Raw genomic sequence first — 25,484 nt, 5'->3', positions numbered from 1 at the left:
TCAACGGCTGCGCGTGATGCTCAAGCCCTTGAGCAGGCTCAACGCCTGGGCCAGTTGGTAGTCATCGTCCTGCGGCATCGGCTTGGCCTTGGCACTGCTGCCGGTCGGCTGGTCGGCGCCGCCGTTGCCATTGCCGAGGTGGCCTTGCAGGTCGGCTTCCTTGTAGTACTCGCTGTCGACCTCGTTGGTGATCTTGGCCTTGCGCACTTCGATGTCCGGCACGATGCCCTGGGCCTGGATCGAGCGGCCGTTCGGCGTGTAGTACAGCGCGGTGGTGATTTTCAGGGCGCGCTCGTTGTTCAGCGGCAACACGGTTTGCACCGAGCCTTTGCCGAAACTGGTGGTGCCCATCAGCACACCGCGCTTCTGGTCTTGCAGGGCGCCGGCGACGATCTCCGAGGCCGAGGCGCTGCCGCCGTTGATCAGCACGGCCAGCGGCACGTTTTCGCTGAGGTCGTTGCCGGTGGCCGAGAAGCGCAGTTCGGAGTTGGCGATACGGCCCTTGGTGTAGACGATCAGGCCTTTGGTGATGAAGTGGTCGACCACTTCCACCGCCGACTGCAGCACGCCACCGGGGTTGTTGCGCAGGTCGAGCACGATGCCGTTGAGCTTCTTGCCGTTGTCTTTGCGCAGCTTGGCCAGGGCCTTGGCCACTTCGTCGCCGGTCTTGACCTGGAACTGGGTGATGCGGATGTAGCCGTAGCCCGACTCCAGCAACTGGCTCTTCACGCTCTTGACCGTGATGGTCGCGCGGGCCAGGGTCACGTCGAACGGCGCGCCGCCGTCGCGCACCAGGGTCAGGGTGATTTTCTGGCCGATCTTGCCGCGCATCTTGTCGACGGCTTCAGTCATGGTCTGGCCACGGGTCGGCTGGCCGTTGATCTTGACGATCAGGTCGCCAGCCTGGATGCCGGCCTTGGACGCCGGGGTATCGTCGATCGGCGAGACCACTTTGATCTGGCCGTCTTCGGCGCCGACTTCAATGCCCAGGCCACCGAACTCACCGCTGGTGCTTTCCTGCAGCTCGGCGAAATCTTCCGGGCCGAGGTAGGCGGAGTGCGGGTCGAGGTTGCTGAGCATGCCCTTGATGGCATTTTCCAGCAGGGTCTTGTCGTCCACGGGTTCGACATAGGCTGCCTTGATCCGGTCCATGACCTCGGCAAAGGTGCGCAACTCGTCCAGCGGCAACGGCGCCTTGGTGGTCGCGGCCATGCCGGCGGGTGCAGCCGGTGCGGCCTGGTCGGCGAAAGCCACAGGCGCGCCGATCACCAGGGCGATCGTCAGGGCCAGCGAAGTGAGGCGGGACAAATGCAGCATGTCGAACGAACTCCTAATGTAGATGCGACCCTATCCTTGGGTGCGGCACCATTGTGCAGGATCGCTCGGGCGGCCCTGCTGACGAATAGCGAAGTACAGCGCCGGGGTGTCCTGGCCGCCACTGTTACCGACAGTGGAGATGGATTCCCCGGCTTTTACCACATCACCTGCCGACTTGAGTAAAGTCTGATTGTGGCCATAAAGACTCAAATAGCCATTACCGTGGTCGAGAATCACCAATAAACCGGCGCCCCGCAGCCAATCGGCAAACACCACGCGACCGCCGTGGACGGCGTGGACCTGGCTGCCGGCGGCCGCGCTGATCATCACCCCGTCCCACTTGGCGCGGGTGTCATCGCCGCGGGTTTCCCCAAAGCGTGCCAGCAGTCGACCATCAACCGGCCACGGAAGTTTGCCGCGCGCGGAAGCAAAAGGCCCGCCGAAGGATTCGCCCGCGCTGGAAACCAGCGGCCCGGGCGCTGCGTGCGCCGGTTTGCGCGGTGCCGGGGCGTCGCTCGTGGCTGCCAGTTCGGCCTCACGCTGGCGCTTTTTTTCCGCTTCCTGCTGGGCGATCAGCGCTTTCTGTCGCGCTTCCTCGGCCTCGCGTGCCTGGCGAGCCAGGGTTTCTTCGATGGTTTTCAACACTTTGCCGAGGTCGGCCTGGTCCTGCTCGCGGGCTTGCAGCTTGGCGTCGCGGGCCTTTACGTCGTCATTGAGCTTGGCCAGGGCCAACTGGCGCTCCTTGCGCACCTTGTCGAGCTGGTCGCGCTGGCTGTCGAGGCTGCTTTTCTGGTCGAGCAGTTGCGATTGCTGGTCGGCGATTTCCTGTTCGACGTTGGCCAGTTGGCGCAGGGTCTCGTTGAAACCCTTCAATTGAGCAAGGCGTGCCTTGCTCAGGTAATCGTAGTAGGTCAGGGTGCGTGCGAATTTTTCCGGGTTCTGCTGGTTGAGCAGCAGCTTGAGGTACTCCTGGCGGCCACTCTGGTAGGCGGCGCGGGCCTGGATCGCGATCAGGCGTTGCTGTTCAACGCGGGCGCTCTGGAGTTTTTTTTTCTCAGCGTCGAGTCGCTCCAGTTCCGACTCGCTCTTCTTTAATTCTTTTTGTAGCTCCTGGACCTGCTTCTCCAGCTTGCCCATCTCGGTTTCCGTGCCGCGCAGGTCTTTCTGCACCCCGGATTTCTCTTCCTGGAGCTTGCCGAGCAGTTTTTTCAGCTCGGTGATGTCCTGACGCGTAGCGTCCAACTGTTGTTGGGTTTGCGCGCGCTCATCGGCAAATGCCGGTTGGAGCAGGCAGACGAGAGCGAGGGTAATCAAGGCGCGAAGCATAGAGGCGGGCGACACCAGGGAAAGGGACGGCCTAGTATGCCCGGCAAGCGCTGCAAAAAAAACGCCCAATTCGGGCTTCTGGGCAAGATAGGTGCCGAGCGGCAGTGGTATGGCGAAAAGACATCTACCCAACACCACGAGTCCAATGTGGGAGGGGGCTTGCCCCCGATTGCGGTGTGTCAGCTGAATAGGTGTTGGCTGATCCACTGCTATCGGGGGCAAGCCCCCTCCCACATTGGTTCTGCGGTGTGGTTTAGATCAGACCAGAATCGAGGTGCCGGTCATCTCTTTGGGCTTCTCCAACCCCATCAACATCAGCATGGTCGGCGCCACATCGGCCAGCACGCCGCCTTTGCGCACTTTCAGGTCGCGCTTGCCGACGTAGATGAACGGCACCGGCTCGGTGGTGTGGGCGGTGTGGGCTTGCCCGGTGGACTCGTCGGACATTTGCTCGCAGTTGCCATGGTCGGCGGTGATCAGCGCTTCGCCGCCGACTTTTTCCAGGGCGTCGACGATGCGGCCCACGCACAGGTCCAGGCATTCCACGGCCTTGATCGCGGCGGCCAGGTTGCCGCTGTGGCCGACCATGTCGCCGTTGGCGTAGTTGACCACGATCACGTCATAGCGCTGGTTATCGATGGCGTCGACGATCTTGTCGGTGACTTGCGGTGCGCTCATTTCCGGTTGCAGGTCGTAGGTCGCGACTTTCGGCGACGGGATCAGGATGCGCTCTTCGCCCGGGAACGGTTCTTCGCGGCCGCCGGAGAAGAAGAAGGTCACGTGGGCGTACTTCTCGGTTTCGGCGATGCGCAGTTGGGTCTTGCCGTTTTTCGCCAGGTAGTCGCCCAGCACGTTTTCCAGGCTGCCGGGGGCAAAAGCCGACGGGGCCGGGATGTTGGCGGCGTATTGGGTGAGCATCACGAACTCGATTTTCGGCTGGCGCGCGCGTTCGAAGTCCTTGAAGCCTGGGTCGACGAACACATGGCTCAGCTCGCGGGCACGGTCGGCGCGGAAGTTCATGAACACCACGGCGTCGCCGTCTTCCACTTTCACCGGCTCGCCGATGGTGGTGGCCTTGACGAACTCATCGCTCTCGCCACGCGCGTAGGCGGCTTCCAGGCCTTCCTGGGCGGTGGCGGCGTTGAATTCGGCCTGGCCGTCGACGATCAGGTTGTAGGCCTGGGACACGCGGTCCCAGCGGTTGTCGCGGTCCATCGCGAAATAGCGACCGACCAGGCTGGCGATGCGGCCCTTGCCGAGGGCGGCGAAGGTGGCGTCCAGCAGTTCGATCGACGATTGCGCGCTTTTCGGCGGCGTGTCGCGGCCGTCGAGGAAGGCGTGCAGGTAGATCTTGTCGGCGCCGCGCTTGAAGGCCAGTTCGGCCATGGCCACGAGGTGGTCCTGGTGGCTGTGTACGCCGCCGTCGGACAGCAGGCCCATGAAATGCACGGCCTTGCCGGCGGCGACGGCTTTATCGACGGCCGCGCAGATGGTCGGGTTCTCGAAGAACTCGCCGTCGCGGATCGCTTTGGTCACGCGGGTGAAGTCCTGATAGACCACTCGTCCGGCGCCGAGGTTCATGTGGCCGACTTCCGAGTTGCCCATTTGGCCGTCCGGCAGGCCCACATCCATGCCCGAACCGGAGATCAGCCCGTTGGGCAAAGTGGCGGTCAGACGGTCCAGCACCGGCTTGTTGGCCGAGTACACGGCGTTGTCGTGGTGGCTTTCACTGTGTCCGAAGCCATCGAGAATTATCAGGACCAAAGGTTTAGGCGTCGTAGTCATAGATCCTCTCGCGGCGGTAATTGATGAAGGGGATTGAAAAGGGAGTGGCAGTTTAAAGCGAAGTTCCGACCACGTCACCGCTTTACGGGGGTTGGCCCCCCCTGACGGCTGTGTATACTTACCGCCATTTTAACGCCCTGGAACCTCCTTGATGGTTGATCACCTGATTGCATTTGCCACTGCCCACTACCTGCTCGCGGGTGCCTTCGTCATCCTGCTGGCGCTGCTGATCGCTCATGAAATGAGCCGCGGTGGCCGCAGCCTGAGCACGTCGGAGCTGACCGCGCTGGTCAACAAGGATGAGGCCGTTGTAGTGGATATCCGTCCGGCCAAGGATTTTGCCGCCGGTCATATCGTTGGCGCCCTGAACATTCCCCAGGACAAGCTGATCGCGCGCCTGGCCGAGCTGGAAAAGCACAAGGCCAAGACCATTATCCTGGTCGACGCCCAAGGCCAGCATTCCGGCACCCATGCCCGCGAAATGCTCAAGACCGGCTTTACCGCCGCCAAACTGTCTGGTGGTATCAGCAGCTGGCGCGCCGACAACCTGCCGCTGGTGAAGTGATATGAGCCAGGTTGTCGTGTATTCCAGCGATTGGTGCCCTTACTGCATGCGGGCCAAGGCCTTGCTGGAGAAAAAGGGTGTTGCCTTCGAAGAGATCAAGGTCGACGGCAAACCCCAGGTGCGCGCCGAAATGGCCCAGAAGGCGGGACGCACGTCCGTGCCGCAGATCTGGATCGGCGCCAAGCACGTCGGTGGATGCGATGACCTGTTTGCCCTTGAGCGCGCCGGCAAGCTGGACGCGCTGCTTCACGTCTGACTCCTAAACCCTAAAAGACCCAAGATCAAGAAGGATCTGCGATGACTGACCAACAGAACACCGAAGCAGCAGAAGCCCAAGGCCCACAGTTTTCGCTGCAGCGCATCTATGTGCGTGACCTGTCGTTCGAAGCGCCGAAAAGCCCGGCCATCTTCCGTCAGGAGTGGACCCCAAGCGTCGGGCTGGACCTGAACACCCGTCAAAAAGCCCTGGAAGGCGACTTCCACGAAGTCGTGCTGACCCTCTCGGTCACCGTCAAGAACGGCGAAGAAGTGGCCTTCATCGCTGAAGTGCAACAGGCCGGTATCTTCCTGATCCAGGGCCTGGACGAAGCGTCCATGAGCCACACCCTGGGCGCGTTCTGCCCGAACATCCTGTTCCCGTATGCCCGCGAGACCCTGGACAGCCTGGTCACCCGTGGCTCGTTCCCGGCGCTGATGCTGGCTCCGGTGAACTTCGATGCCCTGTACGCGCAAGAGCTGCAGCGCATGCAACAGGAAGGTTCGTCGACGGTTCAATAAGTCGATGCGCTAAAAATGTGGGAGGGGGCTTGCCCCCGATTGCGGTGTGTCAGCTGAATAGGTGTTGGCTGACCCACTGCTATCGGGGGCAAGCCCCCTCCCACATTTGTTATGTGTGTTACTTGAAGCCGAGTTGGCGCCAGCCTTCGTAGACGGCGACGGCGACGGTGTTCGATAAGTTCAGGCTGCGGCAACCTTCGCGCATCGGCAAACGCAGGCGATGGCCGTCGGGCAGGGCGTCGAGCACCTCGGCGGGCAGGCCACGGCTTTCCGGGCCGAACAGGAAGGCGTCGCCGTCGGCGAAGCTGGCGTCATGGAACGGCCGCGAGCCCTTGGTGGTGAACGCGAACAGCCGAGGGTGGCCGAGGCTTTCCAGGCAGCTGGCGAGGTCGGCGTGGCGTTGCAGGGTGGCATACTCGTGGTAGTCCAGCCCGGCGCGGCGCAGGCGCTTGTCGTCCATGTCGAAGCCCAGCGGCTCGATCAAATGCAGGTGGCAGCCACTGTTGGCGCACAGCCTGATAACGTTGCCGGTATTCGGCGGAATTTCTGGTTGAAAAAGGATGACGTGAAACATGCACGGCTCCGAAGGCAAAGATGCGCTGCATTCTACCCTCGAAGAAGACCCCAGGCCGAAGCTATTGCCAAGGGTTTTGGGCTCTTTGGCGATTGTCGGCCTGATGGTGGGCCTGATGATCGGGCGCCTGACCGCCCCGGACCCGGTCGAATTGCTGCAGGTGACGCCGGCGGCCGACGGTGTGGTGGTGTGGTTCAACAGCGAACCCAAGCTGCATGGCGAGCATATCGACGGCACCGTGGCGCTGTTGTTCGACGCGCAGGGCAAGGCCGCCAGCGGGCAGCTCAAGGTCAATGACAAGGATGTGAACTGGCGCGTGCGCAAGACCGATGGCGGCCTGTTGCTCAACCTGGTGGCGGCGCGGCCGTTGCGTGGGGAATGGTCGGGAGAGGAAGCTGAAGGCCGCTGGCGGCTGGAGATCCATCTCCAAGAGCAATAAAAGAGGGAGTTCCCGGCCTGCCTGTACCAGGGCTCCCAAAACGGGATGAAGCCATCCGGCTTCGTGTTAAAGAGGGAATCCCCGGCCTGCCTGTACCGAGGTTCCCGAAAGCGGTGTGGAGCGCGACGCGGTTCGCATCAAGCACCCCGGGTGTAAAGAGGGGATTCTCGGCCTGCCTGTACCAAGGTCCCCGAAACTGGGTTGTATCAGGGTTATTGCAGGGCGCGTGCCACACTGGCCAAGTTGCTCGAAAAAAACGCTCCAGACAGCGAAAAGCCCCGGAATACGGGGCTTTGGCGTTTTCGGTTGTCTGATTTCAGGCGGCGGTGCGAAGGTTTGAGGTGTTGGCGCCGTGCCCGATGCCGGTTCATGGTGCATTGAAGCGGTGCATGGTCGCCAAACCTTGTGCAGATCCAAATGTGGGAGGGGGCTTGCCCCCGATTGCGGTGGATCAGTCATGTAGATGCTGACTGACATGCCGCTATCGGGGGCAAGCCCCCTCCCACATTGGATCTTCAGTGGGGCTGAAATTCAGCCCTCGTCACCGTCGTCATCATCCGCGCCATCGACCTTCATCCCCAGTTCCTTGATCTTGCGCGTCAGGGTATTGCGGCCCCAACCCAGCAGCACGGCGGCATCGCGACGGCGGCCGGCAGTGTGCTTGAGGGCGGTTTCGATCATGATCCGTTCGAAGGCCGGTACGGCGCTGTCCAGCAGGTTCGACTGGCCGCGTGCCAGGGCCTGGTCGGCCCATTGACGCAGCGCCTGTTCCCAGTTGGTCACGGGGGCCGAATCCTGCGGCAGGCTGAGCAGCTCCGGCGGCAGGTCGCTGATATGCACTTCGCGCCCGGACGCCATGACCGTGATCCAGCGGCAGGTGTTCTCCAGCTGGCGCACGTTGCCGGGCCACGGCAGGTTCTTCAGGTATTCCTCGGTCTCGCTTTTCAGCAGTTTCGGCTCGACGGCCAGCTCCTGGGCGGCGCGGCTGAGGAAGTGGCGCGCGAGGGTCGGGATGTCTTCGCGACGGTCCGACATGCGCGGGATGTGGATGCGGATCACGTTGAGGCGGTGAAACAAGTCCTCACGGAACTTGCCCGCATGCACCAGGGTTTCCAGGTTCTGGTGAGTCGCGGCGATGATACGCACGTCAACCTTGACCGGCGTATGCCCGCCCACACGGTAGAACTCGCCGTCCGCCAGCACGCGCAGCAAGCGGGTCTGGGTATCGGCCGGCATGTCGCCGATTTCATCGAGGAACAGCGTGCCGCCGTCCGCCTGTTCAAACCGCCCGCGCCGCAGGTTGGCCGCGCCGGTGAAGGCGCCTTTCTCGTGGCCGAACAGCTCGGACTCCATCAAGTCCTTCGGAATCGCCGCCATGTTCAGCGCGATGAACGGCGACGCCGCCCGCGGGCTGTGGCGGTGCAGGGCGTGAGCCACCAGTTCTTTACCGGTGCCCGACTCGCCGTTGATCAGCACGGTGATGTTGGAGTGGCTCAAGCGCCCGATGGCGCGAAACACTTCCTGCATCGCCGGCGCTTCACCGATGATTTCCGGGGTGCGGGTCAGGGCGGGCGGGGCTTCCTGGTTCTGCTGTTCCTGGGCGTGCTGGTTGGCGCGCTTGACCAGCGCCACCGCTTCGTCCACGTCGAACGGCTTGGGCAGGTACTCAAAGGCACCACCCTGGTAGGACGCGACAGCGCTGTCCAGGTCCGAGTGCGCGGTCATGATGATCACCGGCAGGCGCGGGTGCTGCTCGCGAATCCGCGCCAGCAGGTCCAGGCCGCTGGCACCGGGCATGCGGATGTCGGAGATGATCACGTCGGGCTGCTGGCGCGCCAGGCGGCTCATCACCCCGTCAGCGCTGTCGAAGCTCTGGGTGGTCATGCCTTCCTGTTGCAGGGCTTTCTCGAGGACCCAGCGGATAGAACGGTCGTCATCGACGATCCAGACAGTTTCACTACGGCTCATGTCGATGGGGCTCCTTGTTCCAGAGGCAGAAAGATCGAGAACGTGGTGTGGCCAGGATGGCTCTCACATTCGATCAGACCCTGGTGCTGGCTGATGATGTTCTGGGTAATGGCCAGGCCCAGCCCGGTACCGTCCGGGCGGCCGCTGACCATGGGGAAGAAAATGGTTTCCTGCAGTTCTGCTGGAATGCCCGGGCCGTTGTCGGTGATTTCGACTTTGGTCACCAGGCGATGGCGCACGTGGCCGATGGTGAACTGGCGCAAGGCGCGGGTGCGCAGGCTGATGCGGCCCAGGCGCAGCTCGTTCTGGCTGCTGATGGCCTGCATGGCGTTGCGCACGATGTTGAGCACCGCCTGGATCATCTGCTCGCGGTCGATCAACACGTCGGGAATGCTCGGGTCATAGTCGCGCACCAAGGTAATGCAGCCTTGGCTTTCGGCCTCGACCAACTGGCAGACACGCTCCAGCACCTCATGCACGTTGGTCATCGCCAGCGACGGCAGCTTGTTGGAGCCGAGCATGCGGTCCACCAGATTACGCAGGCGGTCGGCCTCTTCGATGATGACGTTGGTGTAGTCCTTGAGGTGCTCGTCCGGCAGCTCACGAGCCAGCAACTGCGCCGCGCCGCGAATCCCGCCCAACGGGTTCTTGATCTCGTGGGCCAGGCCGCGGACCAGCATCTTGCTGGTTTCCTGCTTGGACAACTGCGCTTCTTCCTTGGTGATGCGCAGCAGGCGGTCACGCGGGTGGACTTCGAGCAGCAGCAGGGTGCTGCCGTTGCTCAGGATCGGGGTCACGGCGTAGTCGACGGTCAGGGTCTGGCCGGTCAGGGCGGTGAGCATCGCTTCGCGCTTGGTGAACGGATGTGCCTGCTCCACTGCCTGGCGCAACGAGCTCAAGGCTTCGGCCGACTCGGTGAACAACTCGCTGATGAACTGCCCATGGCTGCGCTGCCCGCTGATGGCCAGGAGCATCTCCGCCGCCGGGTTCATGTACTCAAGGCGCAGGTCGTCATTGAGCAGGATGGTCGCGGTGGTCAGGTTGTCGAGTAACAAACGGTGCAGTGCATCGCTGATGGTCATCAGGACCTCTTTTGGAGCAAGGCGCGGGCTTGAGGCACACGCTGATACAAGGAAAATGCAAAAACCAAACCAAGGCTCCGAAAAGAAGCGTTTAAGCCCTGAAATAAGGGTTTAAGGCTCGAAACTGTGGCGTTCTGCCAGCTTCATCGGGAAGTTTCGAACCAAAATGGGCTGGGTCGGTGGGAAGGGTGCAAGCTGTCGCACCAATATAGTGCGATTTTGTGACGATTGTTCAGGAAGCGCGAATTCACACAAATCAAATGTGGGAGGGGGATTGCCTCCTCCCACATTTTTGGATCGGGTTTACCGTTTTAGTTTTTGTAGATACACAGCTCGGCGGTCGCGCGGATCATCGCCAACTGCTGCATCGGCTCATTGAGCGGCTCATGCACGGCTTCGGCCAGCCATTGCGGGCACTGTGGGTCGGTGCGCTGCGGGCTGAAGTCGGCCAATTGCTGCAGCAGGCGTTTTTGCAGTTGGTCCAGTTGCGGGCGAATCTGCTTGACCAGGTCCGGGCGCGGATCGTCGGGGGCCTTACCCTGGAACTGCCAGTCGGAAAGATGGGCGTACTGCACCAGTTTGTTCGCTTCGATCTGTGCCGAGAAGAACTGCCCGGCGGCGGCAGGGTCCAGCTTGTAGCTCGGGGCCTGGGCGATGACGCTGGCGATCACCTCTTGCTCGCGCTTCTTGTCTTCTACGGGCTTGTGGCTGTCCCACTTGCTCAGGGCGACCTGGTCGGCGATCGCCAGGCGCTCGGCGATGCTGTTGAGTAAAGGTTCGAGGCTGGGCGGCGCAGCGCTCGCACTGGCACTGACGAATAACAGAGCGAACACAAGTCGACGGTTCAATGCTGATCTCCTTGTGGGAGGGAGCAAGCTCCCTCCCACCTTTTTGATTGGGTTTGCAGGTGCGGAGCTGTGTAATCCCCGGGCAAAAAAAGACCTCCCGAAGGAGGTCTTTTTCGATCACGCCACGTTAAGCGACGCTACCGGATCAGCAGCTGTAGTACAGCTCGTATTCCAGTGGGTGTACGAAGGTGCGGACTTTGATTTCTTCTTCGCTTTTCAGCTCGATGTAGGCATCGATGAAGTCGTCGCTGAATACGCCGCCTTTGGTCAGGAACGCACGGCCCTTGTCCAGCTCTTCCAGGGCTTCTTTCAGGCTGCCGCACACTTGTGGGATCTCTTTGGCCTCTTCAGGCGGCAGGTCGTACAAGTTTTTGTCGGCGGCGTCGCCTGGGTGGATCTTGTTCTGGATGCCGTCCAGGCCAGCCATCAGCAGTGCAGCGAAGCCCAGGTACGGGTTGGCTGCCGGGTCCGGGAAGCGGGCTTCGATACGGCGAGCGCGCGGGCTGGACACGTAAGGAATACGGATCGATGCGGAGCGGTTACGAGCCGAGTAGGCCAGCATTACCGGTGCTTCGAAACCTGGGACCAGACGCTTGTAGGAGTTGGTCGACGGGTTGGTGAAGCCGTTCAGGGCCTTACCGTGCTTGATGATACCGCCGATGAAGTACAGGGCGGTGTCGGACAGGCCGGCATAACCTTCGCCAGCGAAGGTGTTCTTGCCATCTTTAGCGATGGACAGGTGAACGTGCATACCCGAACCGTTATCGCCGTACAGAGGCTTAGGCATGAAGGTTGCGGTACGGCCGTAGGCATCAGCCACGTTGTGTACGCAGTACTTCAGGGTCTGGACTTCGTCAGCCTTGGCAACCAGGGTGTTGAACTTCACACCGATTTCGTTCTGGCCGGCAGTCGCCACTTCGTGGTGGTGTACTTCGATGACCAGGCCCATTTCTTCCATGGCGTTGCACATGGAGGTACGGATTTCGTGGTCGTGGTCGAATGGCGGAACTGGGAAGTAGCCACCTTTGATACCTGGACGGTGGCCTTTGTTGCCGCCTTCTACGTCCTGGTCGGACATCCACGAACCTTGTTCGGAGAAAATCTTGAACATGGAACCGGAGATGTCGGACTTGAACTTGACCGAATCAAAGATGAAGAATTCTGGCTCTGGGCCTACGAATACGGTGTCGCCGATACCGGTCGACTTCAGGTATTCCTCGGCACGCTTGGCGATCGCACGTGGGTCGCGGTCGTAGCCTTGCATGGTCGAAGGCTCGATCACGTCGCAGACGATGATCAGGGTTGGGTCTTCGGTGAACGGGTCCAGCACGGCAGTGCTGTCGTCCGGCATCAGGATCATGTCGGAAGCTTCGATGCCTTTCCAACCGGCAATGGAGGAACCGTCGAACATTTTGCCTTCTTCGAAGAACGCGTCATCCAGCGCGTCGCGAGCCGGCATGGTCACGTGGTGCTGAGTGCCTTTTGTGTCCGTGAAGCGCAGATCAATCCACTTAACGTCATGATCTTTGATGAGTTGAACCGACTTCGACATGGTGTCCTCCGGGGTGGCTTCGGGCTGGGTAGTGGAGTTAGCCCTTAGAATGTGGGTGATGCCGGCGCGGATAGTCCGCCATGGCAACCTGCCTCACAAGAGAGCAAATTGCATGCCAGTGCGCCAACATGGCCTTTTTGCGTCAAAATGGCCCCTATAACAGTGCAAACTGCCGAAATGGAATAAATAACGCACTGCAATGTGGCGCGCATTTGCATAAATGACCTGTTTTGGTGCGTTGCGCCGTTGATGCATATTAACTGGTTAAACCTTGAGCGATTTCCGCTATAATCCGCGCCCCCCTTTTTCGGCAGGCCCTGCGCGCGCTGTTTCCATGAAATTAATCGTTAAAGTCTTCCCCGAGATCACCATCAAAAGCCGACCGGTACGGATGCGTTTCATCCGTCAGTTGGCCAAGAACATCCGTGCCGTGCTCCGCGATCTGGACCCGGCTGTGGTGGTGAACGGTGTGTGGGACAATCTCGAGCTGGAAACCCGTGTCACCGACGCCAAGGCCTTGAAGGATATGACCGAGCGCCTGAGCTGCATGCCGGGCATCGCGCATTTCCTGCAGGTCGACGAGTACCCGCTGGGCGACTTCGACGACATCACCGAAAAGTGCAAACAGCACTTCGGCAGCGAGCTTGAAGGCAAGATTTTTTCGGTGCGCTGCAAGCGTGCCGGCAAGCACCCGTTCAGCTCCATGGATGTGGAAAAATACGTCGGCAGCAAGCTGCGTCGCGAGTGCGGCGCAGCCGGAATTTCCCTCAAGGCGCCGCAAATTGAAGTGCGGATGGAAATTCGCGACCAACGGTTGTTTGTGATCCACAGCCAGCACAATAGCATTGGTGGCTACCCGCTCGGCGCCCTGGAACAGACCCTGGTCTTGATGTCCGGCGGTTTCGATTCCACGGTGGCGGCCTACCAGATCATGCGCCGCGGCCTGATGAGCCACTTCTGCTTCTTCAACCTGGGCGGGCGTGCCCACGAATTGGGCGTGATGGAAGTCGCGCACTATATCTGGAAGAAGTACGGCAGCTCCCAACGCGTGCTGTTTGTCAGCGTGCCGTTCGAGGAAGTACTGGGCGAAATTCTCGGCAAAGTCGATAACAGTCATATGGGCGTAGTATTGAAGCGTATGATGTTGCGCGCAGCGTCCCGAATTGCCGATCAGCTGCAGATCGACGCGCTGGTGACCGGCGAAGCGATTTCCCAGGTATCCAGCCAGACGCTGCCGAACCTGTCGCTCATCGATTGCGTGACCGAGAAGCTGGTGCTGCGCCCGCTGATCGCCAGCCATAAGCAGGACATCATCGACCTGGCAGAACAGATCGGCACCGCCGACTTTGCCAAGCACATGCCTGAATATTGCGGGGTCATTTCGGTGAACCCCAAGACCCACGCCAAGCGCAACCGCGTGGAGTATGAAGAACAACAGTTTGATATGGCGGTTCTGGAGCGTGCGCTCGAGAACGCCAAACTGGTCCCGATCGATCGTGTCATCGACGAGTTGGGCCAGGATGTGCAGATCGAAGAAGTCAGCGAAGCCCTGGCCGGTCAGATCATCATCGACATCCGTCACCCGGATGCCGCTGAAGACGAGCCGCTGGAAATCGCTGGCATCGACGTACTAACGCTGCCGTTCTATGCATTGAACGCGCGTTTCAAGGAACTGGATAACAGCCGTCAGTACCTGCTGTATTGCGACAAAGGCGTGATGAGTCGCCTGCATGCCCACCATTTGCTCAGTGAGGGGCATGCCAATGTGCGCGTTTATCGACCGAGCTAAGAGCCCGGGGCTGTTTGCCTGTGGCCTGCGTCACCGGCCCCCCGACTCTGCCGTCAAGCTGTAACGGCAAGGCCTGACTCTACTGTTAATCGCTGCCACGACCTGTCAGCACACCGAATCCTCTGATCGAGATACACAAGTGATCGAAAATCTACGTAACATCGCCATCATTGCTCACGTTGACCATGGTAAAACCACCCTGGTAGACAAACTCTTGCGTCAATCCGGCACCCTGGAGCGCAACGAGCTCAACGACGAGCGCGTGATGGACTCCAACGACCAGGAAAAAGAGCGCGGTATTACCATCCTGGCTAAAAACACCGCTATCAACTGGAACGGCTACCACATCAACATCGTGGATACCCCGGGCCACGCCGACTTCGGCGGCGAAGTAGAACGCGTAATGTCGATGGTCGACTCCGTTCTGCTGCTGGTTGACGCTCAAGACGGCCCTATGCCGCAAACCCGTTTCGTGACCAAGAAGGCGTTCGAAGCCGGCCTGCGTCCGATCGTGTGCATCAACAAGGTTGACCGTCCAGGCGCGCGTCCGGATTGGGTTCTGGACCAGATCTTCGATCTGTTCGACAACCTGGGTGCTACCGAAGAACAACTGGACTTCCAGGTTATCTACGCTTCGGCCCTGAACGGTATTGCCGGTCTGGATCACACCGCCATGGCGGAAGACATGACCCCGCTGTACCAGGCCATCGTTGACCACGTTCCACCACCGAAGGTTGACCGTGACGGTCCGTTCCAGATGCAAATCTCGGCACTGGACTACAACAGCTTCCTGGGTGTTATCGGCGTTGGCCGTATCGCTCGTGGTAGCGTCAAGCCGAACACTCCGGTTGTTGCTATCGGCGCCGACGGCAAGAAGCGCAACGGTCGTATCCTGAAGCTGATGGGTCACCACGGCCTGCACCGCATCGACGTTGAAGAAGCGTTCGCCGGCGATATCGTGTGCGTCAGCGGTATGGACTCGCTGTTCATCTCCGACACCCTGTGCCAGCCGGACACTGTCGAGGCGATGAAGCCTCTGACCGTCGACGAGCCAACCGTTTCCATGACCTTCCAGGTAAACGACTCGCCTTTCTGCGGTAAAGAAGGCAAGTTCGTGACCTCCCGTAACATCAAGGAACGTCTGGACAAAGAGCTGCTCTACAACGTGGCACTGCGCGTTGAAGAAGGCGACTCGGCTGACAAGTTCAAGGTTTCCGGCCGTGGTGAGCTGCACCTCTCGGTACTGATCGAAACCATGCGTCGCGAAGGCTTCGAAATGGGCGTTGGTCGTCCTGAAGTGATCATCCGTACTGTTGACGGCGTGAAGCAGGAACCGTTCGAAAACGTCACCATCGACACCCCTGAAGAATCCCAGGGCAAGGTCATGGAAGAGATGGGCCTGCGTAAGGGCGACCTGACCAACATGGTGCCGGATGGCAAAGGCCGTGTGCGTCTGGAATACAACATCCCTGCGCGTGGTCTGATCGGTTTCCGTAACCAGTTCCTGACCCTGACCAACGGTGCTGGCATCCTGACCTCGATCTTCGATCGCTACGACACCATGAAGTCCGGCGACATGTCCGGCCGTCAGAACGGTGTTCTGGTTTCGGTTGAAACCGGCAAGGCGCTGACCTACTCCCTGGAAACCCTCCAGGCGCGTGGCAAGCTGTTCGTTGAACACGGTCAAGAGATCTACAACGGTCAGATCGTTGGTCTGAACAGCCGTGACAACGACATGGGCGTCAACCCAACCAAAGGCAAGAAGCTCGACAACATGCGTGCTTCGGGTAAAGACGAAACCATCGCTCTGGTTCCACCTGTTCGCTTCACCCTGGAACAGGCCCTGGAATTCATCCAGGACGACGAGCTGTGCGAAGTCACGCCTAAGTCGATCCGCCTGCGTAAGAAGATCCTGGACGAAGGCGAGCGTACCCGCGCTGCCAAGAAAGCCAAGAACTGAGTTAACTCAGGCTGAATGAAAAACGCCCCCGGTCGAAAGGCCGGGGGCGTTTTTTTATGTCCGCAGGTTTTGTGCTGAAGGTGCCGGCCCTATCGGGGGCAAGCCCCCTCCCAGATTTTGAAGGCGTTCACAAATCAAAACTGTGGGAGGGGGCTTGCCCCCGATAGGGCCCTTGAGAGCCCTGCAAAACATGGATCAGAACTTATCGAGCGTCTTGAAATTGGTCTCGCGCACCACTTCCTTGGGCTTGTACGCGCAATACCCCGGCCGCGGGCCGATTTTCGGGTGGTTGCGGCAGGTATCCGGGCGCTTGTCATAAATAGTGCAGAAGCGCGTCTTACGATCCAGGTACAGGCAGTCGTTGTTGCTCATGCGCTGCAGGGTGAAGATCTCGGATTTGCTGTTGTAGCGCTCGACGATGCCTTCCTTCTGCAAACGCTTGGCGATGTTCTTCGGTGGGTCGCCGCGCTCGAATTCATCGACGATGCCAATGCGGATCAAGTCTTTGATCTTCACTTCGACCGGCAGCGTGCAGCAGCTGGACACGCAGCCTCCGCACATGTGGGCGGAATATTTCTGCCAGGTCTCGAGACGGTCGAGTTCCGCGGCGGCGATCAGTTGAGGCTTCATCAGGGTTCCAAGGTGGGGCGGTATCCGGGCGCGCGATCATACCGGGATTGATGGTTTTTTGAACAATATTTTCGGGTTTTCAGCTCGAAGGCGGCTCGAACAGTGATCGGGCACGACCCCTGCATTAAATTCATGCAAAGGTGAATGAGTTAAAAAACTGCCGAACCAGCGCGTCGACCGCCGGTCAGACCGACTAGGCTCTAGCAACTCCTTCAATCTCGCCCGAGGTCACACCGATGTCTCAGGAACCGCTTGCACGAGAAGCAGAGGTAGCCGCATTTCGCGATGCTGTCTTGACCAAACTCACCTACGCGGTGGGCAAAGACCCGGATCACGCCTTCGACCATGACTGGTTCGAAGCCATTGCCCTGGCCGCCCGCGACCAGATGGTCGATCACTGGATGAACCATACGCGGCAAATCTACCGCAAAGGCCAGAAGCGGGTGTATTACCTCTCGCTGGAATTCCTCATCGGCCGCCTGCTCTTCGACAGCCTGAGCAACCTCGGCCTGCTGGAGATCGCTCGCGAAGCGCTCACCGAGTTGGGTGTCGACCTGGAACGCATCCGCCTGCTGGAGCCCGATGCAGCGCTCGGCAACGGCGGTCTGGGACGCCTGGCGGCGTGCTTTATGGAAAGCATGTCGACCCTGGGCATTGCCGGCCATGGTTATGGCATCCGTTATGAGCACGGGCTGTTCCGCCAGGCGATTGTCGATGGCTGGCAGCAGGAGCAGACCGAGCGCTGGCTAGATTTCGGCAACCCGTGGGAGTTCGAACGGGCTGAAGTGATCTACCCGATCGGCTTCGGCGGCAGCGTCGAAACCCTCGCCGATGCCGGCGGCAAGCTGATTCAGGTGTGGTCGCCCAGCGAAACCGTGCGGGCCGTGGCCTACGACACCCCGGTGGTCGGCTGGCGCGGCGCCAGCGTCAACACCCTGCGGCTGTGGCGTGCGCGCGCCGTGGAAGACCTGCACCTGGAGCGCTTCAACGCCGGCGACCATTTGGGCGCCGTCGCCGAAGTGGCCCGCGCCGAAAGCATCTCCCGAGTGCTTTACCCGGCCGACAGCACCGAAGCGGGGCAGGAACTGCGCCTGCGCCAGGAATACTTCTTCGTCTCGGCCTCGCTGCAAGACCTGCTGCGCCGCCACAAGAACATGCACGGCTCGGTGCTGAGCCTGGGCGAACATGCCGCCATTCAGCTCAACGACACGCACCCGTCCATCGCGGTCGCCGAGTTGATGCGGCAACTGGTGGACCTGCACGATATTCCCTGGGAAGCGGCGTGGGACGTCACCGTCGAAACCCTGTCTTACACCAACCACACACTGCTGCCCGAAGCCCTGGAAACCTGGCCGGTCGGCCTGATGGAGCGCATGCTGCCCCGGCACATGCAGATCATCTACCTGATCAACGCGCAGCACATCGACTCGCTGCGCGCCAAGGGCATCCACGATTTTGACGTGCTGCGCGCCGTGTCGCTGATCGAAGAAGACAACGGCCGCCGCGTGCGGATGGGTAACCTGGCGTTCCTCGGCTCCCATAGCGTCAACGGCGTATCCGGCCTGCACACCCAACTGATGCGCAGCACGGTGTTCTCCGAACTGCACAAGCTGTACCCGGAGCGCATCAACAACAAAACCAACGGCATCACCTTCCGCCGCTGGCTGTACCAGGCCAACCCCCAACTCACCGGCATGCTCGTCGACGCGCTGGGTGCGGACATCCTCGACAAGCCCGAACAGCGCCTGATCGAACTCGAACCGTTTGCCGAGAAGCAGGCCTTCCGCAAGGCCTTTGCCGAACAACGCCTGCACAGCAAGCGCGCGCTGGCCGAGATCATCCACGAGCGTCTGGGCATTGCGGTCAACCCGGCGGCGATGTTCGACGTGCAGGTCAAGCGCATCCACGAGTACAAGCGCCAGTTGCTCAACCTGCTGCACACCGTGGCGCTGTACCAGGCGATCCGTGCCGAGCCCGAGACCGACTGGGTGCCGCGAGTGAAGATCTTCGCCGGCAAGGCGGCGGCGAGCTATCACCAGGCCAAGCTGATCATCAAGCTGACCAACGACATCGCCCGTACCGTCAATAACGACCCCACCGTGCGCGGCTTGCTCAAGGTGGTGTTCCTGCCCAACTACAACGTCAGCCTGGCGGAAAGCATCATCCCGGCGGCGGACTTGTCGGAGCAGATTTCCACCGCCGGCTTTGAAGCATCGGGCACCAGCAACATGAAATTCGGCCTTAACGGCGCGCTGTCCATCGGCACCATGGACGGCGCCAACGTCGAGATGCACGAGCGCGTGGGCGGCGAGCACATGTTTATCTTCGGTCTCAGCGCCCAGCAGGTGGAGGCCCGCAAGCACGCCGGTGAATTCCACGCCGGGCCGGACATCGCCGCGTCCCATCGTTTGAGCGATGTGTTGCAAGCGATTCGCGGCGGGGTGTTCTCGCCAGACGATCCGGGCCGTTATGTGGGCTTGATCGATGGGCTGATCGAGTACGACCGCTTCCTGGTGTGTGCCGACTTCGATGCCTACTGGGAGGCGCAGACCCGGGTCGACGCGCATTGGCATGATTCCAAGGAATGGTGGCGTTCGGCGGTGCTCAATACCGCGCGGATGGGCTGGTTCTCTTCGGACCGCACCATCCGTGAGTACGCCACCGAGATCTGGAAAGCGCTCGACTAACCCCCCAAAAACCAAAATGTGGGAGGGGGCTTGCCCCCGATAGCGGACTGTCAGTTTGCAGATATGGCGACTGGCACACCGCTATCGGGGGCAAGCCCCCTCCCACATTGGTCCCGCGTCGATATACTAGGTCCCGGTTTGCTTAGGGAATATCGACCATGCAATGGATTTTCATGCTGATTGGGCTGGCGCTCGGCTGGACGCTCGATGAGTCGTTCGGCGACGCGGGCATCGGCGCGCTGCTGGGGTTGGGCATTGGCCAGGCGATTCGCCTGTCGATGCTGGCTTCGCGCACGGATGAACAAGGCCGTCAGTTGGAGACCGCGCAGAAAGCGCTCACCGCGCTGGAACAACGCCTGGCGCAAATGGAAAAGCCTGCACCCGAACCTGCGCCGCTGGCGCACAGTGTGGTGGTCGAATCCCCCGTCGCCGAATCCGCCCCGCCGGCCAAGGCCCCCGAGCTTATCTGGGAACTGCCCGCCGAACTGGCGCCGACCCCCGTCGCCATTGCCGCCGAACCAAGCCAGGCATTACCGGCGGATGTGTGGACGCCTGCCGAGAAACCGCCTGCACCTGAACCGGTTATCCCCCGAGGCCCGAACCTGATCGAACGCGCCATCCGCGGCGCGCGCAATTGGCTGTTCGGCGGCAATACCGTGTTGCGCGTCGGCGTGGTGCTGCTGTTCCTCGGCCTGGCCTTTTTGCTGCGTTATGCCACCGAAGGCATGGTGGTGCCGATCGAACTGCGTTATGCCGGGGTTGCCGCCGCCGCCTTGGGCCTGCTGGGCCTGGGCTGGTGGTTGCGGCTGCGCAACAGCAATTACGGCTTGATGCTGCAAGGCACCGGGATTGCGGTGCTGTACCTGACGGTGTTTGCCGCAATGCGCTTGCACCCGTTGATCGACCCGGGCGCGGCGCTGGGCCTGCTGGTGGCGGTCACGCTGTTTTCGGCGATTCTGGCGATCACCCAGGATGCGTTGGGCCTGGCCTGCGCAGCGGCGCTGGGCGGGTTTGCCGCGCCGATCCTGACCTCCACCGGCGCCGGCAGTCATGTGGCGCTGTTCAGCTACTTCGCCCTGCTCAATGCCGGCATCCTCGCCATCGCCTGGTTCAAGGCCTGGCGCCTGCTCAACCTGATCGGCTTTGTCGGCACCTTCGGCATCGGCTTCGCCTGGGGCCTGCGTTCGTATGCGCCGCAGCTGCTGTGGAGCACCGAGCCGTTCCTGATCGTGTTTTTCCTGATGTACCTGGCCATCGGCCTGCTGTTCACCCGGCGCAAATTGCTGGAGATGAACGACGCGCCCGAGGACGACAGCCGGGGCGCGCTGCTGCGCTGGTCGGCGGCCAAGGGCGATTATGTCGACGGCAGCCTGCTGTTCGGTCCGCCGCTGGTGGGCTTTGGCTTGCAGTTCGCACTGGTCCAACACCTGGAGTTTGCCGCTGCGTTCAGCGCCCTGGGCCTGGGCATCATCTACATGGGCCTGGCCCGACTGCTCAGTGGCGGGCGTGCCTTGCTGCTGGCGGAAACCTGTCTGGCCCTGGGCGTGATCTTCGCCAGCCTGGCGATTCCCCTGGGCCTCGACGCGCGCTGGACCGCAGCGGCCTGGGCCGTGGAAGGCGCCGGGATCTTCTGGCTCGGCCTGCGCCAGCAACGGCCGTTGGCGCGGGCGTTCGGCCTGTTGTTGCAACTGGGTTCGGCGCTGGCGTTCCTCAGTGAACTGCGCGTCGGCGCACACACAATGCTGGACGGTGCGCCATTGGGCGCGCTGTTGCTGGGTGCCGCGTTGCTGTTCAGCTTCGCGCAGTTGCGCAACGCCTCCACCGAACAGGCGGCGGCTTGGGAGCGCAGGGGCTTGCCGGTGTTGGCCAGCCTCGGGCTGACCTTCGTGTACCTGCTCGCACCGCTGTTGTTGCTGACCCAGGGCACCGCCATCAGTTGGGCGCTCGCCGGCCTGGCGACGCTGTATGTGGGCCTGCGCATCGGTTCACGGACCTTCCTGTTCACCGCGTTCGCCGTGCAACTGCTGGGTGGCGCGTTGTTCCTGTTGCGCCTGCAAGGCGGTGATGGCGCGGCGGTATTCAGCGCGGGTTGGGGCGGTTTGCTGACGGCCTCGCTGATCGGGCTGGCGTTGATCGGCGGCATGCTGCTGGCGGCCCGTGACGACATGGTGCGCAGCGACGCGCGCCTGTTGCGCGGGTTGTCGGTGGTGCTGCTGGCCGGCCTGGTGTTGATCAACCTGGCCGTGCTGTTTGTGTTGCCTTGGGAAAGCGCCAGCGGGGTGTGGGCGGCGAGCGGTCTGCTGATCATTTGGTTGAGCCTGTACCTGCAACAGCGCGTCAGTTTTGTGTTCGGTTTGCTGCTGCAACTGATCGGCGGCGCGTCGTTCCTGCTGGCGGTGCCGGAACTGCTCGGGCCGTTGACCAATGAAGGTTTGCGTCCGTTGGCGCACAGCGGTTTCTGGACGCCGATGGTGTTGGGCCTGGCCGCTCTGGTCGGCGCCTGGCGCTTGCAGCGCGAACCTCATGCGCCGGTGTTTGCTGTGCTGAAACTGCAACGCCTGTCTGACCTGTTGCTGGTGTGGGGCGCGGCCTGGTGGGCTCTGGCGCTGATCGGCGAAGTGCTGCGGTTTATCCCGCAGGCGTTGCAGGGCGCGTTCCTGCTGGGTATCGCCGCGGCGAGCGTGGCGCTCTGGACGCTGTTCGCGGCGCGCCTGCGCTGGGCCTCGCTGGCGATGCTCTGCACCTTGCTGATGCCGGCGGGGGCAGCGGTGTTGCTGGTGTCTGCCCATAGCTACTATCACCCGGCGGCGCAGTTCGGCTGGCTGGCCTGGCTGGCGGTGTTCGCGGTGCATTTCATCTCATTGCGGCGCTTGGCGGCGGTGGCTCCGGCCAAAGTACTGAGCGTTGCCCATGTGTTGGGTAGCTGGATGTTGATCGGCGTCCTGGCGCTGGAGCTGCGCTACGGCCTGTTGTTGCTGTCGAGCGAATACAACGCCTGGCGCTGGCTGGGCTGGGCGATCCTGCCGAGCCTCTACCTGGTGCTGGCGGCTGCGCCGCGCAGTTGGCCATGGCCGGTGTCGGCCTATGGCAAGGAGTACCGCGTGCTGGCGGCGCTGCCGTTGGCGGTGCTGATGCTCGGCTGGTTCTGGCTGGCCAATACGTTCAGTGACGGTACGGCCAAGCCGTTGCCCTATGTGCCGCTGATCAACCCGCTGGACCTGGGCCTGCTGTTTGCCCTGCTTGGCGTGTATCTGTGGTCGCGCAGTGTGGCGCCGCAGCGCGGGCCGCGTGCCGAATGGATCGCCCAAGGGGTGGCGGGGGCTTCACTGTTTGCGTTCTTCACGGCGCTGGTGATGCGTACCGCCCACCATTGGGGCGGCGTGCCGTTTCACCTGGACGCGTTGCTGGAGTCGATGCTGGTGCAAGCCGGTTTGTCGATCATCTGGACCCTGATTGCCCTCGGCCTGATGATCGGCGGTCACCTGCGCCATCGTCGCGAAGTTTGGCTGATCGGCGCGGCGTTGATTGCCGTGGTGGTGGCCAAGTTGTTTTTTGTCGAGCTGAGCAACCGTGGCGGCCTGGCGCGGATCGTGTCGTTCATTGGCGTGGGCGGGTTGTTGCTGGTGGTGGGTTACTTCGCACCGCTGCCGCCCAAGCGCGCCGAACCTGTGTTGGAAACTGAAGGAGCATCCTCTTGATCGGTAAGTTGAGCGTGGCGGTAGTGGGCGTGTGTGCGACATTGTCGGTATGGGCCCAGGAAACGCCCGCCGACTTCTCCGCCCAGGTGCCGCTGAGTGTCAGCGGCAACGGCCCGTGGTATCGCCTCGAATTGCCGCTGGCCGTGCAACTGAGCGCGCGCCAGGCCGACCTCAGCGACCTGCGCGTATTCAATGCCGCCGGTGAGCCCCAGGCCTACGCGCTGTCGCGCCAATCCGCGCAACACACCGAGAACCGTAACGTTGCCGATGTGAAGTGGTTCCCGCTGTACGCCGCCGACACGCGCGAAACCTTGCCAGCGGTGGTGATGAAGTCCAGCGCCGAAGGCACCTTGCTGGAGGTGCGCCCCTCCACGGCAACCACGACCGGCCAGCAGGTGCTGCGCGGCTGGGTGCTCGACGCCAGTGCGATCAAGGCGCCGTTGCAGCAACTGAGCCTCGACTGGAGCCACGAGCAAGAAGGCTTCCAGCGATTCAGCATCGAAGCCAGCGATGACTTGCAGCACTGGACGCCCTGGGGCGACGGGCAAGTGGCGCGCTTGTCGTTTGCCGACGAGCGCGTCGAGCAGCACGACGTCAGCCTGCCGGGGCAAACGGCGCGTTACCTGCGCCTGTTGTGGCAGGGCCAGGCGGCGCCGCTGTTGACCTCGGCCAAATTGGTCAGCGCCACCCGCAGCAGCCTGCCGACGCCATGGGTGTGGTCGCAGCCGCTCTCCGGCACGCGGCTGCAGGCGGGGGAATACACCTGGCAGTTGCCGGCGGGGCTGAACGTCGAGCGCCTGCGCGTGGAATTGACACAACCCAATACGCTGGCGCCCGTGACCTTGTCGGGGCGACGCGACAGCAAGCAAGCCTGGCAGCCGTTGAGCAATGGTTTGCTGTACCGCCTGACCCAGAACGGCCAGGACGTGGTGCAGGATCAATTGCAGTTGCCGGGCCAGGCGGTCGCCGAACTCAAGTTGCAGGTGGATGAGCGCGGCGGCGGCCTGGGCACCGCCGCGCCGACCCTGCGGGTTGCCGTGCGCGCCACTCAGTTGGTGTTCCTGGCGCGGGGCGAGCCGCCGTTCACCCTGGCGCTGGGGAATGCCTCGGCCAAGGCGGCGAACCTGCCGCTGTCGACCCTGATCCCCGACTACAGCGCCGAGCGCCTCAACACCTTGGGGCAGGCCACGGTGGCGGGGGACGTCAGGGTCACGTCGCCAGCGCTCGTGGCCGCTGTCGACACCGAACCGAACTGGAAAAAACTCGGACTCTGGGCCGTATTGCTGCTCGGTGTGGCGGCGCTGGGGGCCATGGCTTACAGTTTGCTGCGCAAGCCTGCAGCAGCACGTTAAATAACGTCCATGAACTCTATTGGGTTTAAATCCTCTGATAGGAGGAAATACGCCCCGACTCGCGTTAAACTGCGCGGGTTTTTAGCCCCCCATACATCGGAGCCTTCCATGTCCCGCGTTACCCTGAGTCGCTATTTGATCGAGCAGACCCGCAGTAACAACACGCCTGCCGATCTGCGCTTCCTTATCGAAGTGGTGGCGCGTGCTTGCAAGGAAATCAGCCACGCCGTGTCCAAAGGCGCGCTGGGTGGCGTCCTCGGCAGCATGGGCACTGAAAACGTCCAAGGCGAAGTGCAGAAGAAACTCGACGTGATCTCCAACGAGATCCTGCTCGAAGCCAACGAATGGGGCGGTCACCTGGCCGGCATGGCGTCCGAAGAAATGGACAATGCCTACCAGATCCCGGGCAAATACCCGAAAGGCGCCTATCTGCTGGTGTTCGACCCACTGGACGGCTCGTCCAACATCGACATCAACGCCCCGGTCGGCACCATCTTCTCGGTGCTGCGTTGCCCGAACGAACACCTGAGCCAGAACGAAGCCCTGAACGAAAAGGCCTTCCTGCAGCCGGGCACCCAGCAGGTTGCCGCCGGTTATGCGATCTACGGCCCGCAGACCATGCTGGTGCTGACCTTGGGCGACGGCGTCAAAGGCTTCACCCTGGACCGCGAAATGGGCAGCTTCGTGCTGACCCACGAAGACATCTCGATTCCTGCTTCTACCCAGGAATTTGCGATCAACATGTCCAACCAGCGCCACTGGGAAGAACCGGTCAAGCGCTACGTCAGCGAGTTGATGGAAGGCGAAGAAGGCCCGTTGAAGAAAAACTTCAACATGCGCTGGGTCGCGGCGATGGTGGCTGACGTACACCGTATCCTGACCCGTGGTGGCGTGTTCATGTACCCGCGTGACAGCCGCGAGCCGTCCAAACCGGGCAAGCTGCGCCTGATGTACGAAGCCAACCCGATGTCGTTCCTGGTTGAACAGGCGGGCGGTGTGTCCACCGACGGCCACCAGCGCATCCTCGACATCCAGCCCGAAGGCCTGCACCAGCGCGTGGCGGTGTTCCTGGGTTCGAAGGAAGAAGTCGAGCGCGTGACCGGCTATCACAACAAGTAAGTGTGGCGAGGGAGCA

19 protein-coding genes are annotated in these 25,484 nt (G+C 61.8%); 10 read left to right on the top strand and 9 right to left on the bottom strand.

The window, feature by feature from the left end:
• The 3 genes from ACVWZP_RS18750 to gpmI form a co-directional block, all read right to left on the bottom strand.
• Window positions 1-1,317, bottom strand: coding sequence for a S41 family peptidase (locus ACVWZP_RS18750; RefSeq protein ID WP_301555686.1), 1,317 nt, complete (start codon window positions 1,315-1,317; stop codon window positions 1-3).
• Between the two features lie 30 nt (window positions 1,318-1,347).
• A complete protein-coding gene (locus tag ACVWZP_RS18745; RefSeq protein ID WP_046385001.1) occupies window positions 1,348-2,643 on the bottom strand; it encodes a murein hydrolase activator EnvC family protein in 1,296 nt (431 codons plus the stop codon).
• Between the two features lie 258 nt (window positions 2,644-2,901).
• Window positions 2,902-4,428 carry a 2,3-bisphosphoglycerate-independent phosphoglycerate mutase gene (gene gpmI / locus ACVWZP_RS18740; RefSeq protein WP_079442661.1) on the bottom strand — a complete coding sequence of 509 codons (1,527 nt, stop codon included), beginning with the start codon at window positions 4,426-4,428 and terminating at the stop codon, window positions 2,902-2,904.
• A 151-nt stretch (window positions 4,429-4,579) separates the two neighbouring features.
• Here gpmI and ACVWZP_RS18735 point away from each other — a divergent pair, with 151 nt between their 5' ends.
• From ACVWZP_RS18735 to secB, 3 genes are read left to right on the top strand one after another with little or no spacing between them, the layout of a single operon-like run.
• Window positions 4,580-4,993: a rhodanese-like domain-containing protein gene (locus ACVWZP_RS18735; protein ID WP_017849931.1), complete on the top strand. Its 414-nt coding sequence runs from the start codon at window positions 4,580-4,582 to the stop codon at window positions 4,991-4,993.
• Between the two features lies 1 nt (window position 4,994).
• Window positions 4,995-5,249, top strand: coding sequence for a glutaredoxin 3 (gene grxC, locus ACVWZP_RS18730; protein WP_046384999.1), 255 nt, complete (start codon window positions 4,995-4,997; stop codon window positions 5,247-5,249).
• A gap of 41 nt (window positions 5,250-5,290) precedes the next feature.
• Window positions 5,291-5,770, top strand: a complete 480-nt coding sequence (gene secB, locus ACVWZP_RS18725) for a protein-export chaperone SecB (RefSeq protein ID WP_017849929.1) — start codon at window positions 5,291-5,293, stop codon at window positions 5,768-5,770.
• 118 nt (window positions 5,771-5,888) lie between these two features.
• Here secB and ACVWZP_RS18720 read toward each other — a convergent pair whose 3' ends face one another.
• Window positions 5,889-6,344 (bottom strand): tRNA (cytidine(34)-2'-O)-methyltransferase, encoded by a 456-nt coding sequence (locus ACVWZP_RS18720; RefSeq protein WP_017849928.1) that lies wholly within the window; start codon window positions 6,342-6,344, stop codon window positions 5,889-5,891.
• Here ACVWZP_RS18720 and ACVWZP_RS18715 point away from each other — a divergent pair.
• Window positions 6,343-6,783, top strand: a complete 441-nt coding sequence (locus ACVWZP_RS18715) for a hypothetical protein (RefSeq protein WP_017849927.1) — start codon at window positions 6,343-6,345, stop codon at window positions 6,781-6,783. The genes ACVWZP_RS18720 and ACVWZP_RS18715 overlap by 2 nt on opposite strands.
• A gap of 531 nt (window positions 6,784-7,314) precedes the next feature.
• Here the strand turns inward: ACVWZP_RS18715 and ntrC are convergent.
• The 4 genes from ntrC to glnA form a co-directional block, all read right to left on the bottom strand.
• The gene (gene ntrC / locus ACVWZP_RS18710; protein ID WP_017849926.1) at window positions 7,315-8,751 is read right to left on the bottom strand and encodes a nitrogen regulation protein NR(I); all 1,437 of its coding nucleotides are present in this window, start codon (window positions 8,749-8,751) and stop codon (window positions 7,315-7,317) included.
• The gene (gene glnL, locus ACVWZP_RS18705; RefSeq protein ID WP_017849925.1) at window positions 8,748-9,833 is read right to left on the bottom strand and encodes a nitrogen regulation protein NR(II); all 1,086 of its coding nucleotides are present in this window, start codon (window positions 9,831-9,833) and stop codon (window positions 8,748-8,750) included. Before glnL ends, ntrC begins: the two co-directional genes overlap by 4 nt.
• Before the next feature lie 311 nt (window positions 9,834-10,144).
• Window positions 10,145-10,681, bottom strand: a complete 537-nt coding sequence (locus ACVWZP_RS18700) for a chorismate mutase (RefSeq protein WP_457370010.1) — start codon at window positions 10,679-10,681, stop codon at window positions 10,145-10,147.
• Between the two features lie 145 nt (window positions 10,682-10,826).
• Window positions 10,827-12,233, bottom strand: coding sequence for a glutamate--ammonia ligase (gene glnA / locus ACVWZP_RS18695; protein ID WP_017849923.1), 1,407 nt, complete (start codon window positions 12,231-12,233; stop codon window positions 10,827-10,829).
• Window positions 12,234-12,567: 334 nt separating this feature from the next.
• Here glnA and thiI point away from each other — a divergent pair, with 334 nt between their 5' ends.
• Both thiI and typA read left to right on the top strand, forming a co-directional pair.
• A complete protein-coding gene (gene thiI / locus ACVWZP_RS18690; RefSeq protein ID WP_457370009.1) occupies window positions 12,568-14,022 on the top strand; it encodes a tRNA uracil 4-sulfurtransferase ThiI in 1,455 nt (484 codons plus the stop codon).
• 139 nt (window positions 14,023-14,161) lie between these two features.
• Window positions 14,162-15,982, top strand: coding sequence for a translational GTPase TypA (typA, locus tag ACVWZP_RS18685; RefSeq protein ID WP_017849921.1), 1,821 nt, complete (start codon window positions 14,162-14,164; stop codon window positions 15,980-15,982).
• A 195-nt stretch (window positions 15,983-16,177) separates the two neighbouring features.
• Here the strand turns inward: typA and ACVWZP_RS18680 are convergent, their stop codons facing one another.
• Entirely contained in the window at window positions 16,178-16,612 is a 435-nt protein-coding gene (locus tag ACVWZP_RS18680) for a YkgJ family cysteine cluster protein (protein WP_017849920.1), read from the bottom strand.
• A gap of 236 nt (window positions 16,613-16,848) precedes the next feature.
• Between ACVWZP_RS18680 and ACVWZP_RS18675 the strand changes: the two genes are divergently transcribed.
• From ACVWZP_RS18675 to ACVWZP_RS18660, 4 genes are all read left to right on the top strand, one after another.
• Window positions 16,849-19,299, top strand: a complete 2,451-nt coding sequence (locus tag ACVWZP_RS18675; RefSeq protein ID WP_026140399.1) for a glycogen/starch/alpha-glucan phosphorylase — start codon at window positions 16,849-16,851, stop codon at window positions 19,297-19,299.
• Between the two features lie 158 nt (window positions 19,300-19,457).
• Window positions 19,458-22,997: a DUF2339 domain-containing protein gene (locus tag ACVWZP_RS18670; protein ID WP_457370008.1), complete on the top strand. Its 3,540-nt coding sequence runs from the start codon at window positions 19,458-19,460 to the stop codon at window positions 22,995-22,997.
• Entirely contained in the window at window positions 22,997-24,349 is a 1,353-nt protein-coding gene (locus tag ACVWZP_RS18665) for a DUF3999 domain-containing protein (RefSeq protein ID WP_177031449.1), read from the top strand. Before ACVWZP_RS18670 ends, ACVWZP_RS18665 begins: the two co-directional genes overlap by 1 nt.
• 108 nt (window positions 24,350-24,457) lie before the next feature.
• Entirely contained in the window at window positions 24,458-25,468 is a 1,011-nt protein-coding gene (locus tag ACVWZP_RS18660; protein ID WP_457370007.1) for a class 1 fructose-bisphosphatase, read from the top strand.
• Window positions 25,469-25,484: the final 16 nt, after the last annotated feature.

The organism is Pseudomonas sp. TE36184, assembly GCF_054060055.1.
The sequence above is the reverse complement of the archived record's forward strand: the minus strand, read 5'-3'. Positions and strand labels throughout refer to the sequence as shown.